Raw genomic sequence first — 15,509 nt, forward strand, 5'->3', positions numbered from 1 at the left:
GGTGTGGCCCCCGGGAGTTCCCCGGGGGCCACACCCCTTCTTCCGCGGACGGGCCGTCAGGCGCGGTACGCGGTCCAGGCGTCGTTCATCCGGGTCACCTGGCCCGCGGTGAACTGGTACATGCAGGAGTCGTACGTGTAGTCCATGAAGTTGTGGATCGGGTCCACACCGGGCTTCGAGGCGCAGGAGTCACGGCCGGTCGGGCACTGGTACGCCGGGCTCTTCTCGGCCGGGGTGTCGGCGACGTAGTCACCGTTTCCGTTACAGCCGCCCTGGAAGGTGTGGTAAAGGCCCATCCAGTGGCCGACCTCGTGGGTGGCGGTGTCGCCCTCGTCGTAGTTGGTGGCGGAGCCGCCCGGGAGGGAGGCGTCGAGGATGACGACACCGTCCATGTTCGGGCTGGAGTTGTACGAGGACGGGAAGGTCGCCCAGCCGAGCAGGCCGCCGCCGAGGTTGGCGGTGTAGACGTTCAGGGCGTTCGCGCCGCCCTTGCGCAGGGTGGTCTTCATGTCCTTCTCGGCCTGCGAGCCGGAGGTCAGGTTGTACCAGGTGGCGTTGTCCGTGTAGTCGGTCGCGGCCAGCGAGAACTGGAAGCCCGTGTTCACGTTGCCGGTGCCCTGGCCCGCGTAGGCGGCGTTGAGGACGGCCATCTGGTTGTTGACGGCCGTGGCGCTGAGCTTGCCCGTCGTGCCGCTGTGGATCACGTGGAAGTAGACGGGGATGGTGGCGCCGGCGGCGAGGGAGGTGGAGCCGACGCGGCCGGAGTTCCGCGCGGCGGCGACCTTCTTCTTCAGGTCGTCGTCCATGGCCTTGGCCTGCGCGGCGGTGACGTCGTTGGGCTCGGCCTTGGTGGCGTCCCCCTTGGCCTTGCGGGCGCCGGACAGGGCGGTGGTGCCGTCCGCGCACTTCTCGGCCGAGGCCAGCGTGCTGGTCGACGGAGTGGCCGCCGGGGCGGACAGCGGGGCCAGGGCCAGGGTTCCGGCCATGACGGCGGTGCCGAGCATACGGCGTGACGTACGCGGCGATATACGGACAAGAGCACGCACGGGTGACTCCTCGCGGGGGGTGGTGGGAGGAACTTCCTCGCCACGCCGGGGAGATTACGCGTCCATGTCACGCATCGTTGAGAAGTGATCAGGCCCAATCATTCATGGGGCAATTCGGGTCATCGGGAAGAAAAACTTGCGCCGCTTCCGGAGTTTGAGACGTCGACGTAACGGGCGGGGTGACGGAGGCGGGTGGTGTGTCCGGATTCGATCTCCGAAACCCACCACCCGCCGTAGCGATGTGATCTCCCGTTAACAGAAGAGATCATGGCTGAAAATCGCCGTTGAGAGTGCGGTTACAGCACCGGCTGGTACACCCGCTCGACACGCTGCGTTCCGCTCAGCGTCCGGTACGAGCGCGCCCAGGCCGCCGTCGCGGCCGGGTCCGTCTTGTCGGAGACCGCGTAGTAGTCCATCTGCGAGCGCTCGGCGGTCACGTCGAGCACGCCGTAGCCGTGGTGGTCCATGTCCACCCACTTCACATGGCGGTTGGCGGCCTTCACGGCACCCGCGGCCACCACGGAGAGCGTGCCCGGAGCCACGTGCAGCAGGTCGTCCAGGTTGTCCGAGGTCACCGAGGTGACCACGAACTCGGTCGCCGCCGAGGCCGAGAGCGGATACGTCGCGGCCTTCACCGGCACGTCGTTGGCCCAGGCCATGTGGATGTCGCCGGTCAGGAAGACCGTGTTCCGGATCGCCCGCGCGGTCAGGTGCGCGAGCAGCTCCTTGCGGTCGTCCGTGTAGCCGTCCCACTGGTCGACGTTGACCGCGAGCCCCTCCTTCGGCAGGCCGAGGAGCCCGGCGAGCGGCTCCAGGAGGTACGCCGGCAGGGAGCCGAAGGCGACCGGCGAGATCATCACCGAGGTGCCGACCAGCTGCCAGGTCGCGTCCGAGCCGGCGAGCCCGGCCTTGAGCCAGTCCAGCTGCGCCCGGCCGGTGATGCTCCGCTCGGGGTCGTCCACCGTGCCGCTGCCCGTCTTCGCCTGCGCGGACCGGAACGAGCGCAGGTCGAGCAGATGCAGATCGGCCAGCTTGCCGAAGCGCAGGCGCCGGAAGACCGTGCCCTCCGTGGAGGTGCGGACCGGCATCCACTCGAAGTACGCCTGCTTCGCGGCGGCCACCCGGGCCGCCCACTCGCCCTCGGCGCCCGGGGTGTGGTTCTCGGCCCCGCCCGACCAGGCGTCGTTGGCGAACTCGTGGTCGTCCCAGATCGCGATCACCGGGTGCGCCGCGTGCAGCGCCTGGAGGTCGGCGTCCGTCTTGTACTTCCCGTGCCGGGTGCGGTAGTCGGCGAGCGAGACGATCTCGTGGCGCGGCTCGTGCTGGCGCACGACGTACTTCGCCTCGGGGTAGGCGCCGCTGGCGTACTCGTAGATGTAGTCGCCGAGGTGGAGGATCGCGTCCAGGTCCGCGCGGGCCGCGAGATGGCGGTACGCGGAGAAGTGGCCGGACTCCCAGTTCGCGCAGGAGACCACGCCGAAGCGGACACCGGGCGCGGCGGAGTCGGCGGCCGGCGCGGTGCGGGTGCGGGCGGCGGGGGAGACGGTCGCGCCCGCGGTGAAGCGGAACCAGTAGGCGGTGGCCGGGCGCAGGCCCCGGACGTCGGCCTTCACCGTGTGGTCGGAGGCGGCGCTCGCCGTGGTGGTGCCGGAGGCGACGACCCGGGCGAACGAGCGGTCCTCGGCGAGCTCCCAGGCGACCTGGACGTCGGGGCCGAGGCCGGAGCCGGGCGCGGCCTCGGGGGTGGGGGTGACGCGCGTCCAGAGCAGGACGCCGTCGGGCAGCGGGTCGCCGGAGGCGACGCCGTGGAGGAAGGCGGGTGCCCCGGAGTCCGCGAGTGCCGGAGAGGCCGCGCCGAGCAGGGCGGGCGTGGCGACGGCGGTGACGGCGGCGGCCTTGACGACGGCGCGCCGCGTGGGGGCAGGAGATATGAAACGACTGGTCACGGGCAGTCAGATTACTGACGAGTACGGCCGAGGGGCAGGCGAATTCCGGAAGTTCGCCGACTCGTCGCCCGGCGGACGCCTCGGCCGGGTACACCGCGGCCCCGGACCGAGCCGGTCCGGGGCCATGGTGGTCTGTTCGGAGGGGGCGTCAGGCCTTGAGGGCCGCGTCGATCGCCGTGTTGAACTCGGCCACCGTCATCGGCGGGTTCTCCGTGCCCTGGACCGTGACGGCCTTGCCGTTCATCTTCAGCGTCGGCGTGCCCTGCACCCCGCTCGCGTCGAAGGCCTTCGACATCTTCATCGCCCAGGCGTCGAAGGTGCCGTCCTCGACGTTCTTCTTGAACGCGGCGTTGCCCTTGAGGGCCGGGACCGAGTCCGCCACCTCCAGGAGGTAGGAGTCCTTGGCGAACTTGTCGTCCCTCTCCTCCGGGTGGAACTTCGTGGAGTAGAGGGCCGCCTTGTACTTGAGGAAGGCCTCAGGGCTCACGTTCAGCGCGGCGCCGAGCGCCGAGAGGGCGTTCTTCGAGCCCTCGCCCGGGATGCCGTTGTCGATGAAGGTCGCACCGACGTACTTGATCTTGTACTTGCCGGCCTCGACGTCCTTCTCGACCGTGGAGCCCACGGTCTGCTCGAAGGTCGCGCAGACCGGGCAGCGCGAGTCCTCGTACAGCTCCAGCGTCTTCTTCGCGGAGTCCTTGCCGATGACGACGGTCGTGCCGTCGGTGCCCGTGGTGTTCTTCGGGGCGGTCACGCTCTTCGCGTCGGCCGCCGCCTCCCACTGGGTGGGCTTGTTCGACTGGACGATCGCGAAGCCGATGCCGCCGGCGGCGGCCAGGACGGCCACGGCCGAGACGCCGACGATCAGCTGCCGGCGCGCCCGGTCCTTCTTCGCCTGGCGCTCGCGCTCCTCGCGCAGTCGCTCGCGGGCGGCGGCCTTGTTGGTGTGGCTGTTGCGTGCACTCATGATCGTGTTCTCCGTGAAAGATGGGGAAAGGCAGGGGGAGGCGCGGAACCCGCTCAGACGAGAGCGAGCACCGGACGCGGCGGCCCCCGCCGCCCGACGGAGTGCACGAGGAGCCGGGCACGGGAGGACCGGGACCGCCCGGCGGGCCGGCCGGCCCGCAGCGGCGCCGGACCGGCGGCCCGGAAGAAGGCCGCCACGAGCAGCAGCGGCCGGAACGCGAAGGCCTCCACCGCGCGGAGCAGCCGGGCGAGCGCCCGCTCCCCGCCGCGCAGCCAGCAGGCCGCCGAGAGCCCCACGCCCACATGGGCCAGGAGCAGCAGCCACGGCAGCGCCGGGTCGGGGGAGTCGAGCAGCGCGGCGGCGCTCCCGCTCTGCGGGGTCACCACGCCGGGCAGCGGCGTGCCCACGGCGCCGCCGCAGAACACGTCCACGCCCACCGAGCGCAGCGAACCGGCGACCGGGCCGCCGGCGGGGCCGTAACAGACCGCCTGCCCGCTGGTGAAGAGAGTGTCGGCGGCCAGCTCCAGCGGGACGAGGAGCCCGGCGATCGGACCGAACCCGCGCTCGCGGCCGGCCAGCGCGTACGCCACGGCGAAGACGGCGGCCGCGACCGGGACGACCGTCCCCAGCGGCAGCGGGACGCCGGAGAGCAGCACGTGGGACGCCACGGACAGCGTCACGACCAGTGCCGTGAAGAACGCCGCCCGCAGCGCCCTCAGCTGCGTCCCTGCCATGTCCATCGTCGTGGAGTGTCCCATGCCCGCCCGTAAGACGGCCTTAAGCGCAGCCTGTGGACCCGCCCCTACAGCCCCGGGATCCGGCCGTTGCGGAAAAGGTCCACGAAGATCTGGTGGTCCGCCCGCGCCCGCGCGCCGTACGCGTGCGCGAAGTCGACCAGGAGCTCGGCGAAGCCCTCCTCGTCGGCGGCGATCGCCGCGTCGATGGCCCGCTCCGTCGAGAACGGGACCAGGGAGTGGCCGCTGGACTCGTCCGCCGCCGCGTGCATCGTGGCCGTCGCCCGGCCCAGGTCGGCGACGGTGGCCGCGATGTCCTGCGGGTCGTCGATGTCCGACCAGTCGAGGTCCACCGCGTACGGCGAGACCTCGGCGACCAGCTGGCCCGCCCCGTCCAGCTCCGTCCAGCCCAGCCACGGGTCGGCGTGCGCCTGGAGCGCCCGCTGCGAGATCACGGTGCGGTGCCCCTCGTGCTGGAAGTACTCCCGTACCGCCGCGTCCGTGACGTGCCGCGAGACCGCCGGGGTCTGCGCCTGCTTCATGTAGATCACGACGTCGTTCTCCAGGGCGTCGGTGTGCCCTTCCAGGAGGATGTTGTACGAGGGGAGGCCGGCCGAGCCGATGCCGATCCCGCGCCGCCCGACGACGTCCTTCACCCGGTACGAGTCGGGGCGGGCGAGCGAGGACTCCGGCAGGGTCTCCAGGTAGCCGTCGAAGGCCGCGAGGACCTTGTACCGGGTGGCCGCGTCCAGCTCGATCGCGCCGCCGCCCGACGCGAAGCGCCGCTCGAAGTCGCGGATCTCGGTCATCGAGTCGAGCAGCTCGAAGCGGGTCAGCGCCCGGGCCTCGCGCAGGGCGCCGAGCAGCGCCCCGTCGGCGGTCTCCAGGGTGAAGGCGGGGACCTCGTCACCCTTGGCGCCGGTGGCGAGGGCGTGGATCCGCTCCCGGTACGCGCCCGCGTAGATCCGGACGAGCTCGGTGATCTGCTCGTCGCTGAGCGCCTTGGCGTAGCCGATCAGGGCGAGCGAGGCGGACAGCCGCTTGAGGTCCCAGGTGAAGGGGCCGACGTAGGCCTCGTCGAAGTCGTTGACGTTGAAGACGAGCCGGCCGTTGGCGTCCATGTACGTGCCGAAGTTCTCGGCGTGGAGATCGCCGTGGATCCAGACCCGGCCGGTCTGCTCGTCCAGGTACGGGCCGGCCTGGGCCTCCTGCTCCAGGTCCGAGTAGAACAGGCACGCGGTGCCCCGGTAGAAGGCGAAGGCGGAGCCGGCCATCTTCCGGAACTTCACGCGGAAGGCCGCGGGATCGGCGGCGAGGAGCTCGCCGAAGGCGGTGTCGAAGACGGCGAGGATGTGCTCACCGCGCTCGGCTGCGGTGGGCTGCGGGACCGACATCGAGGGTGCCTCCTGGTGCAAGACTGCTCATGACAAATGGGACAGGTGTTCCCGGTCTCCCAACGCGCGACGGTACTCCCGAGTGCCCGGTCGTTGTCAGTCGGGCGACGTAGACTTCCACGCTGTCCCCCCAGAAATTCATCGGAGGCCTCCCCCGTGACCAAGCCGCCCTTCACGCACCTCCACGTCCACACCCAGTACTCGCTGCTGGACGGTGCCGCGCGGCTGAAGGACATGTTCAACGCGTGCAACGAGATGGGCATGACCCATATCGCCATGTCCGACCACGGCAACCTGCACGGGGCGTACGACTTCTTCCACACCGCGAAGAAGGCCGGGGTCACGCCGATCATCGGCATCGAGGCGTACGTGGCGCCCGAGTCCCGGCGCAACAAGCGGAAGATCCAGTGGGGCCAGCCGCACCAGAAGCGGGACGACGTCTCCGGTTCCGGCGGTTACACCCACAAGACGATCTGGGCGGCGAACGCCACCGGACTCCACAACCTCTTCAAGCTCTCCTCCGACGCGTACGCCGAGGGCTGGCTGCAGAAGTGGCCCCGGATGGACAAGGAGACCATCTCCCAGTGGTCCGAGGGCCTGATCGCCTCCACCGGCTGCCCCTCGGGCGAGCTGCAGACGCGCCTGCGCCTCGGCCAGTTCGACGAGGCCCTGAAGGCCGCCTCCGAGTACCAGGACATCTTCGGCAAGGACCGGTACTTCCTGGAGCTGATGGACCACGGCATCGAGATCGAGCACCGGGTCCGCGACGGGCTCCTGGAGATCGGCAAGAAGCTCGGCATCCCGCCGCTGGTCACGAACGACTCGCACTACACGTACGCGCACGAGGCCGGCGCGCACGACGCCCTGCTCTGCATCCAGACCGGCAAGAACCTCTCCGACCCGGACCGCTTCAAGTTCGACGGCACCGGCTACTACCTGAAGTCCACGGACGAGATGTACGCCGTCGACTCCTCGGACGCCTGGCAGGAGGGCTGCCGCAACACGCTGCTCGTCGCGGAGCAGATCGACACCTCCGGCATGTTCGAGGCCAAGAACCTCATGCCGAAGTTCGACATCCCCGAGGGCTACACCGAGGTCACCTGGTTCCGCGAGGAGACCATGCGCGGCATGCACCGCCGCTTCCCCGGGGGCATCCCCGAGGACCGCCTCAAGCAGGCCGAGTACGAGATGGACACCATCATCTCGATGGGCTTCCCCGGCTACTTCCTCGTCGTCGCCGACTTCATCATGTGGGCGAAGAAGCAGGGCATCGCCGTGGGCCCCGGCCGAGGCTCCGCGGCCGGCTCGATCGTCGCGTACGCCATGGGCATCACCGACCTCGACCCGATCCCGCACGGTCTGATCTTCGAGCGCTTCCTCAACCCCGAGCGCATCTCGATGCCCGATGTCGACATCGACTTCGACGAGCGTCGGCGCGTCGAGGTGATCCGGTACGTGACCGAGAAGTACGGCGCCGACAAGGTCGCCATGATCGGCACGTACGGAAAGATCAAGGCGAAGAACGCCATCAAGGACTCCGCGCGCGTCCTCGGCTACCCGTACGCCATGGGCGACCGGCTCACCAAGGCCATGCCCGCCGACGTCCTCGGCAAGGGCATCGACCTCAACGGCATCACCGACCCCTCGCACCCGCGCTACAGCGAGGCCGGCGAGATCCGCGCGATGTACGAGAACGAGCCGGACGTCAAGAAGGTCATCGACACCGCCCGGGGCGTCGAGGGCCTGGTCCGCCAGATGGGCGTGCACGCCGCCGGCGTGATCATGTCCAGCGAGCCGATCGTCGACCACGCCCCGATCTGGGTGCGGCACACCGACGGCGTCACCATCACGCAGTGGGACTACCCGCAGTGCGAGTCGCTCGGCCTGCTGAAGATGGACTTCCTCGGCCTGCGCAACCTCACGATCATGGACGACGCCGTCAAGATGGTGAAGTCCAACAAGGGGATCGACATCGATCTCCTGGCGCTGCCGCTCGACGACGCCAAGACCTTCGAACTGCTCCAGCGCGGTGACACCCTCGGCGTCTTCCAGTTCGACGGCGGGCCCATGCGGTCCCTGCTGCGGCTGATGAAGCCCGACAACTTCGAAGACATCTCCGCCGTGTCCGCCCTGTACCGGCCGGGCCCGATGGGCATGAACTCGCACACGAACTACGCCCTGCGCAAGAACGCGCAGCAGGAGATCACCCCGATCCACCCCGAGCTGGAGAAGCCGCTCGAAGAGGTGCTCGCGGTCACCTACGGCCTCATCGTGTACCAGGAGCAGGTGCAGAAGGCCGCCCAGATCATCGCCGGCTACTCGCTCGGCGAGGCCGACATCCTCCGCCGCGTCATGGGCAAGAAGAAGCCCGACGAGCTGGCGAAGAACTTCACCATCTTCCAGGCCGGAGCCAAGAAGAACGGCTACAGCGACGAGGCCATCCAGGCCCTCTGGGACGTCCTGGTCCCCTTCGCCGGCTACGCCTTCAACAAGGCGCACTCCGCCGCGTACGGCCTGGTCTCCTACTGGACCGCCTACCTCAAGGCCAACCACCCCGCCGAGTACATGGCGGGACTGCTCACCTCGGTCAAGGACGACAAGGACAAGTCCGCGGTCTACCTCAACGAGTGCCGCCGCATGGGCATCAAGGTCCTGCCGCCCAACGTCAACGAGTCCGAGTCGAACTTCGCCGCCCAGGGCGACGACGTGATCCTCTTCGGCCTCTCCGCCATCCGGAACGTCGGCACCAACGTCGTCGAGTCGATCATCAAATCGCGCAAGGCCAAGGGGAAGTACTCCTCCTTCCCCGACTTCCTCGACAAGGTCGAGGCCGTCGTCTGCAACAAGCGGACGGTCGAGTCGCTGATCAAGGCCGGCGCCTTCGACGAGATGGGCCACACCCGCAAGGGCCTGGTCGCCCACCACGAACCCATGATCGACAACGTGGTGGCGGTGAAGCGCAAGGAGGCCGAGGGACAGTTCGACCTCTTCGGCGGGATGGGCGACGAGGCGAGCGACGAGCCCGGCTTCGGCCTCGACGTCGAGTTCTCCGACGTCGAGTGGGAGAAGTCGTACCTGCTCGCCCAGGAGCGCGAGATGCTCGGCCTCTACGTCTCCGACCACCCGCTCTTCGGCATCGAGCACGTCCTGTCCGACAAGACGGACGCGGCGATCTCCCAGCTGACCGGCGGCGAGCACGGCGACGGCGCGGTCGTCACCATCGGCGGCATCATCTCCGGCCTCCAGCGCAAGATGACCAAGCAGGGCAACGCCTGGGCGATCGCCACCGTCGAGGACCTGGCCGGCTCCATCGAGTGCATGTTCTTCCCGGCCACGTACCAGCTGGTCTCCACCCAGCTCGTCGAGGACACGGTCGTCTTCGTCAAGGGCCGCCTCGACAAGCGCGAGGACGTGCCCCGCCTCGTCGCCATGGAGCTGATGGTCCCCGACCTGTCGAACGCCGGGACCAACGCGCCGGTCGTCCTCACCATCCCGACGGTGAAGGTGACCCCGCCGATGGTCAGCAGGCTCGGCGAGATCCTCAAGCACCACAAGGGCAACACCGAGGTACGGATCAAGCTCCAGGGCCCCCGGAAGACCACCGTGCTCCGGCTCGACCGGCACCGGGTGCAGCCCGATCCGGCGCTCTTCGGCGACCTGAAGGTGCTGCTCGGCCCCTCCTGCCTGGCCGGCTAGCCGCACCGCTCCCACCCACGCGCAAGGGGCGCGCCCGTCGTCACGGGCGCGCCCCTTTGCCGTATGCGAACCGTCAGTTGTGGCCGAATCGCTTCTGGCGGCCCTTGCGGGCCATGTCACCCGGAGTGACCTGGCTCGCGCGCTGCTCGGCCTGCGATTCCATCGCCGACTGCTGCGCCTGCTGGGCGCCGCGCTCGGCCGGCGACTGCTGCTTCTGACTGCGGTTCTGGTTGCGGTTCTTGGCCATGGGGTTGCCTCCTCAAAGGGACCTAGGGGCCAGGGCCGCTGTCAGACTCACACACGGTACGAACCGCCGCATGTTGGATCATTACGGAGCGTAGGGGGCGAGCGGGCGTGATACTCGCCACGCCGATGATCCAGTTCCGGACGTCAAGCACCTGGCAGTCGGGCAGACTCGAAGGAACCCGAAGCACCCTTTCGAACCCGAGGCTCCCGAAAGAGGGTGGAACACGTGGACCGCTGCGTCGTCCTGGTGGACGCCGGCTACCTGCTGGGCGCCGCCGCCAGTCTCCTCGCCGGGGAACCGGCCCGCTCCAGGATCACCGTCGACCACGCCGGGCTGATCCAGCAGCTGCGGCAGCGCGCCGAGGCCGAGACCGCGCTGCCCCTCCTGCGGATCTACTGGTTCGACGGCGCGCCCGACCGGGTGCCCCAGCCCGAGCACCGCCGGCTCCGCGTGATGCCCCGGGTCACGGTCCGGCTCGGTGCGCTGACCAGGAGCGACGGGCGCTGGGCGCAGAAGGGCGTCGACGCGGCCATGCACACCGAGCTGACCGAGCTCGCGAGGAACAGGGCCTGCTCCGACATCGTGCTCGTCACCGGCGACGGCGATCTGCTGCCCGGCCTCATGTCGGCCAAGGAGCACGGCGTCGCCGTCCACCTCTGGGCCGTCCAGGCCGCCGACGGCGACTACAACCAGTCCGAGGACCTCGTCGCCGAGGCCGACGAACGGCGGGTCCTCGACCGGGCCTGGATCACCCGCGCCGTCCGCGCCAAGGACCTCACCGGCATCTGCGCGCCGCCGCCCGCCCCGCGCCCGGAGATCGCCGCCATCCTCTCCGCGCCGCTGCCCGAGGCGGCCCTCGCCGCCTCCGCCGAACGGGCCGCCGAGGCGGCCGCCGCAGCGGCCGTGCGGAACGGGGTACCGGCCCCCGTCGACGCCAACGGCAACGGCGGCCACGAGCGCCTCCACCACAACGGACACGTCAACGGCGACGAGCACGTCGACGGCGAGGGCGTCCCCACCCCGGCGTCGCCCGGCAGGGGCGTCCCCACCCCCAAGGACCTGGCGGGACTGCGCGGCCCCGGCGCCCCGGCCACCCAGGTCACGCACGGTGCGAGCGCGCTGCGCTGGTCCTCCGACCGGGGCTGGGTCGAGCGCCCCGCCCCCTCCGTCGGCGAACCGGCCGAGACCGCCACCCTGCCCACCCTCGCCACGCTCACCAGCGCCGAGCAGCGCTGGGCCGACCGTGAGGAGGACATCACCACCGTCGGCGGCGACCCCTTCGAGGTCGGACAGGTGTTCGCCCGCCGTTGGATGGAACGGCTCCCCGAGCAGGGCCACGTCCAGAAGCTCTCCACCCTGTACCCGCGCATCCCGCACCGCATCGACGGCGAACTCCTCCGCTACGCCGCCCGTTTCGGACTTCTCGCCCACAAGGACGACCAGATCGACGAGCACGACCGGTACGCCATCCGGGCCGGGTTCTGGCGGGAGATCGACGTCCGGGCCGCCACCGAACACGCCCCCGCGCCCGGAGCGGCCCCGCCGACCCCGTAGGCTCTTCCCCCGTGAGTACGGTGTGCGTGGTGCGGGATCTGGTCAAGACGTACCCCGCCACGCGCGGCAGGCGGGGCGCGCCCGCGACCCCCGAGGTGCGGGCCACCGACGGGATCAGCCTCGACGTGCGCGGCGGCGAGATCTTCGGCCTGCTCGGCCCCAACGGCGCCGGCAAGTCCACCCTCGTCCGCCAGCTCACCGGGCTCATGCGCCCCGACTCCGGCACCGTCGAACTCCTCGGCCACGACCTGGTGCGCCACCCCGAGCGGGCGGCCCGGCTCCTCGCCTACCTCGGCCAGGAGTCCACCGCCCTCGACGAGCTGACCGTCTCCCTCGCCGCCGAGACCACCGGACGCCTCCGTGGCCTCGGCGCCCACGACGCCCGCGCCGAGCGCGACGCCGTCCTGGACGAGCTCGGGCTCGGCGAGATCGCCGGCCGCCCCCTCAAGAAGCTCTCCGGCGGACAGCGCCGGCTCGCCTGCTTCGCCGCCGCACTCGTCGGCCGCCGGCCCGTCCTCGTCCTCGACGAACCCACCACCGGCATGGACCCGGTCGCCCGGCGCGCCGTCTGGGCCGCCGTCGACCGGCGCCGCGCCGAGCACGGCACCACCGTGCTCCTCGTCACCCACAACGTCATCGAGGCCGAGACCGTCCTCGACCGGGTCGCCGTCATCGACCGCGGCCGGGTCATCGCCTGCGACACCCCCGCGGGCCTCAAGGAGCGGGTCGCCGGCGAGGTCCGCGTCGAGCTGGTGTGGCGCGACACGCCGCCGCTCCACCTGCCCGAGGTCGCCGACCTGCGCGCGCACGCCCAGGAGACCGGACGCCGCTGGCACCTCCGGCTCGCCCCCGACGCCGCCCGCGCGGCCGTCGCCACCGTCACCGGCGGGGCGGCGTTCGCCGCGCTCGACGACTTCACCCTGGCCACGCCCAGCCTGGAGGACGTGTACCTCGCGCTGGGCGGCGCGACCGAGGGGCTGGTGAAGGCGTGACCCGCCACGAACCGCCCGTGACCGTCAGGAGCTGTACGCAGTGAGCACCGTGCCCGCCGAGGCCCTGCCGACCGGCGCGCTCCCCGCCACGGACCGGGACGCGAAGGACACCGCCGCGCCCCTCGCCCCGCGCGCCCGGCTCCTCCCGGCGCTGGCCGCCGTCTACCGCGCCCAGCTCTCCCGGGCCCGAGTCGCCCGCATCCCGCTGCTCTTCGTCGCGACCTTCCAGTCGATCGGGATCATGGTCCTGATGCGCGGGGTCGTCGACGGCGGCTCCGAGGCGCGCGCCGTCGTGGCCGGCTCCACCGTCCTCGTCGTCGCCTTCGTCGCGCTCAACCTGCTCGCCCAGTACTTCGGGCAGCTGCGGGCCGGCGGCGGCCTCGACCACTACGCCACCCTGCCCGTGCCGCCCGCCGCCGTCGTGCTCGGCGCGGCCGGAGCGTACGCCTCCTTCACCGTGCCCGGGACCGCCGTCACCGCCGTCGCCGGCTCCGTGCTCTTCGGGCTGCCCCTCGCCCACCTGTGGATCCTCGCCGCCGTCGTCCCGCTCGCCGGGGCCGCGCTCGCCGGGCTCGGCGCGGCCCTCGGGCTCCTCGCGCCCCGCCAGGAGCTGGCCACCCTCCTCGGCCAGCTCGGCATGTCGGCGGCCCTGCTCCTCGGCGTCCTCCCGGCCGAACGGCTCCCGGGACCGATCGGCTGGGCGCGGGACCTGCTGCCGTCGACGTACGGCGTGGAGGCCCTGGCCCGCACCTTCGACCCGTATCCCGACTGGGCGGCCGTCGCCGTCGACCTCGCCGTGTGCGGGGCGGTCGGCCTCGTCTCGCTCGCCGTCGCCACCTGGGCCTACCGGCGGGCCGCCGTCCGCTGACGCCGGGCGTACGCGCGGGCCGCCGTCCGCTGAGGCCGGGCGTACGCGCGGGCCGCCGTCCGCTGAGGCCGGGCGTACCCGCGGGCCGCCGTCCGCTGAGGCAGGCCACAGGGACACCTGGCACGATGGCGGTGTGACCGCACCTCTGACTCCGCCTCACCAGCCGCAGCCGCACGATCCCGACTGGCCCCCGCCTGCTCCGCCGCCGGCCGGCCCGGCCGGTGACCCGATCACGGGCGCCGAGGTCGTCCAGGGCGTGCTGGTGACCCTCGTGTCCGCGGTCGCGGGGGCGCTCCTCGGAGTGCTGTGGCTGAACCTGGCCCCGCGCGTCCTGCTCATCTCGGACGGCAAGGGCGTCTACCTCCGGAACTCGGAGGGGGAGCAGGCGATCGGCGCCGACGGAACGTTCGTGCTCCTCGCGCTCGCCTTCGGCGCGGTCGCCGCGCTCGTGGTCTTCCTGCTGCGCCGCAAGGGCGGCGTCCCGCTCGTGCTCGGACTGGCCCTCGGCGGCGGCCTCGGCTCGCTGCTCGCCTGGGGGATCGGCACCTACTTCGGCCCCACCGACGACGTGGTCGCCCACGCGAAGGCCGTCGGCCCGAACGTCACCTTCGAGGCGCCGCTCGAACTGAACCTGGGGGCCGCCGCGATGCTGGCCTGGCCGCTCGCGGCGATGATCGTCCACCTGGGGCTCACGGCCGCCTTCGGGCCCCGCGACCCGGAGCCGGAACCCTGGGGGCAGCCGAAGCCGTACACCCAGGGGCCGAGCACCCACTGACGACCGCGCGAGGCCGCGCCTGAGCTCAGGCGCGGCCGATCGGGGCCACGACCGCCGAGGTGAGGGCGGCCAGGTCCGCGGGGGAGAGCTCCACCTCGAGGCCGCGCCGGCCCGCCGAGATGCAGACCGTCGCGTGGTCCGAGGCCGAGGAGTCGAGGACGGTACGGAGCCGCTTGCGCTGGCCCAGCGGGGAGATGCCGCCCCGGACGTACCCCGTCGTGCGCTCCGCCGCCGCCGGGTCGGCCATTGCGGCCCGCTTCCCGCCGACCGCCGAGGCCAGGGCCTTCAGGTCCAGCTGGCCCGCCACCGGGACCACCGCGACCGTCAGCTCGCCGTCGACGTCCGCGACCAGCGTCTTGAAGACCCGGTCGGGGGAGACGCCGAGGGCCTCCGCCGCCTCCTCGCCGTACGAGGGCGAGGCCGGGTCGTGCTCGTACGCGTGCAGGGTGAACGGGGTGCCGGCCGCCGTCAGGGCCACCGTCGCCGGAGTGCCTCCGCTGTTCTTCTTCTGCTTCTTCGCCACGCGCGCTCTTCCTGGGCCGGGCCCGGTCGGATCAGTTCGGGTACGTCGGGGTCTGCGTCAGGTCCACCACCGGCAGCGAGGGCAGATGCCGCAGCACCGCGGTCTCCGCGCGCAGCAGCGTCAGCTCCTCGCGCAGCCGGGTCGCCGTGTCCGGCGCCTGCAGCAGCCGCTGCTTCGACGGGGTGTCGAGCACCGCGGCCGCCGCGACCAGGTACGACACCACCGAGGGCTCGTCCGGCAGCTCACTCGTCGTCAGCGAACGCTCCCGGGCGCCCGCGAGCCGCTTCTGGTAGCTCCGGAAGGCCCGCAGCACCCCCTCGGCGAGCGTCCCCGCCTCCTCGCCCTGCTCCTCGGGGATCTCCTCGACCTCGGCCGTCAGGAACGGCCCGCTCGCGTCGACCGACAGCAGCTTCACCCGGGTCGTACCGGTCGCCATCACCTCGAAGCTGCCGTCGGCACGCTCCCGGATCGACGCCGCGTCGGCGACGCAGCCGACCCGGTGGAAGGACTGGATGGGATCGGAGCCGAAGCCCGCCGCCGGGCCCTTCTCCGGCAGCGCCGTCTGGTCCGGCATGCCCGGAGCCGTCGGCGCGACCTCGCGGCCGTCGCGGATGGCGACGACGGCGAATCGGCGCGGCTCCGCGTCGTCGATCGTGAGCAGTTCGCGCATCATGGCGCGATAACGCTCCTCGAAGACGTTCAGCGGCAGCACGAGGCCGGGGAACAGCACCGCGTTGAGCGGGAAGAGAGGCAGGCGAGCGGTGGTCACA

The 15,509-nt window shown here is 71.5% G+C and carries 13 protein-coding genes; 5 read left to right on the forward strand and 8 right to left on the reverse strand.

All coding sequences use genetic code 11. From position 1 onward, the window contains the following. Nucleotides 1-56: 56 nt before the first annotated feature. The 5 genes from AC07AW_RS11360 to AC07AW_RS11380 all read right to left on the reverse strand — a co-directional run bounded on the left by AC07AW_RS11360 (nucleotide 57) and on the right by AC07AW_RS11380 (nucleotide 6,084). Nucleotides 57-1,004, reverse strand: coding sequence for a zinc metalloprotease (locus tag AC07AW_RS11360; RefSeq protein WP_478815174.1), 948 nt, complete (start codon nucleotides 1,002-1,004; stop codon nucleotides 57-59). A 338-nt stretch (nucleotides 1,005-1,342) separates the two neighbouring features. Further along, the gene (locus tag AC07AW_RS11365; RefSeq protein ID WP_478815175.1) at nucleotides 1,343-2,992 is read right to left on the reverse strand and encodes an alkaline phosphatase D family protein; all 1,650 of its coding nucleotides are present in this window, start codon (nucleotides 2,990-2,992) and stop codon (nucleotides 1,343-1,345) included. Between the two features lie 148 nt (nucleotides 2,993-3,140). Continuing rightward, nucleotides 3,141-3,956 carry a DsbA family protein gene (locus AC07AW_RS11370; RefSeq protein WP_478815176.1) on the reverse strand — a complete coding sequence of 272 codons (816 nt, stop codon included), beginning with the start codon at nucleotides 3,954-3,956 and terminating at the stop codon, nucleotides 3,141-3,143. 53 nt (nucleotides 3,957-4,009) lie between these two features. Further along, the gene (locus tag AC07AW_RS11375; RefSeq protein ID WP_478815177.1) at nucleotides 4,010-4,696 is read right to left on the reverse strand and encodes a hypothetical protein; all 687 of its coding nucleotides are present in this window, start codon (nucleotides 4,694-4,696) and stop codon (nucleotides 4,010-4,012) included. Between the two features lie 62 nt (nucleotides 4,697-4,758). After that, complete coding sequence (locus AC07AW_RS11380) at nucleotides 4,759-6,084, reverse strand: DUF2252 domain-containing protein (protein WP_478815178.1); 1,326 nt, start codon at nucleotides 6,082-6,084, stop codon at nucleotides 4,759-4,761. A 156-nt stretch (nucleotides 6,085-6,240) separates the two neighbouring features. Between AC07AW_RS11380 and dnaE the strand changes: the two genes are divergently transcribed. Continuing rightward, nucleotides 6,241-9,780: a DNA polymerase III subunit alpha gene (gene dnaE, locus AC07AW_RS11385; RefSeq protein WP_478815179.1), complete on the forward strand. Its 3,540-nt coding sequence runs from the start codon at nucleotides 6,241-6,243 to the stop codon at nucleotides 9,778-9,780. A 73-nt stretch (nucleotides 9,781-9,853) separates the two neighbouring features. Here the strand turns inward: dnaE and AC07AW_RS11390 are convergent, their stop codons facing one another. Continuing rightward, nucleotides 9,854-10,027, reverse strand: coding sequence for a hypothetical protein (locus AC07AW_RS11390; RefSeq protein ID WP_191094710.1), 174 nt, complete (start codon nucleotides 10,025-10,027; stop codon nucleotides 9,854-9,856). 216 nt (nucleotides 10,028-10,243) lie between these two features. On the opposite strand from AC07AW_RS11390, the gene AC07AW_RS11395 reads away from it, so the two are divergent. From AC07AW_RS11395 to AC07AW_RS11410, 4 genes are all read left to right on the forward strand, one after another. After that, nucleotides 10,244-11,581, forward strand: a complete 1,338-nt coding sequence (locus AC07AW_RS11395) for an NYN domain-containing protein (RefSeq protein ID WP_478815180.1) — start codon at nucleotides 10,244-10,246, stop codon at nucleotides 11,579-11,581. Nucleotides 11,582-11,601: 20 nt separating this feature from the next. Continuing rightward, nucleotides 11,602-12,573: an ABC transporter ATP-binding protein gene (locus AC07AW_RS11400; RefSeq protein WP_478815337.1), complete on the forward strand. Its 972-nt coding sequence runs from the start codon at nucleotides 11,602-11,604 to the stop codon at nucleotides 12,571-12,573. A 40-nt stretch (nucleotides 12,574-12,613) separates the two neighbouring features. Beyond that, the gene (locus AC07AW_RS11405) at nucleotides 12,614-13,441 is read left to right on the forward strand and encodes an ABC transporter permease (protein ID WP_478815181.1); all 828 of its coding nucleotides are present in this window, start codon (nucleotides 12,614-12,616) and stop codon (nucleotides 13,439-13,441) included. A 133-nt stretch (nucleotides 13,442-13,574) separates the two neighbouring features. Continuing rightward, nucleotides 13,575-14,216 (forward strand): DUF2567 domain-containing protein, encoded by a 642-nt coding sequence (locus tag AC07AW_RS11410; RefSeq protein WP_478815182.1) that lies wholly within the window; start codon nucleotides 13,575-13,577, stop codon nucleotides 14,214-14,216. A 25-nt stretch (nucleotides 14,217-14,241) separates the two neighbouring features. Here AC07AW_RS11410 and ybaK read toward each other — a convergent pair whose 3' ends face one another. Both ybaK and AC07AW_RS11420 read right to left on the reverse strand, forming a co-directional pair. Beyond that, on the reverse strand, nucleotides 14,242-14,739 hold the full coding sequence (gene ybaK / locus AC07AW_RS11415; protein WP_116161498.1) for a Cys-tRNA(Pro) deacylase: 498 nt from the start codon (nucleotides 14,737-14,739) through the stop codon (nucleotides 14,242-14,244). Nucleotides 14,740-14,770: 31 nt separating this feature from the next. Continuing rightward, nucleotides 14,771-15,508 carry an LON peptidase substrate-binding domain-containing protein gene (locus AC07AW_RS11420; RefSeq protein WP_478815183.1) on the reverse strand — a complete coding sequence of 246 codons (738 nt, stop codon included), beginning with the start codon at nucleotides 15,506-15,508 and terminating at the stop codon, nucleotides 14,771-14,773. Between the last annotated feature and the right edge of the window lies 1 nt (nucleotide 15,509).

This window comes from Streptomyces sp. NPDC044003, from assembly GCF_056435185.1.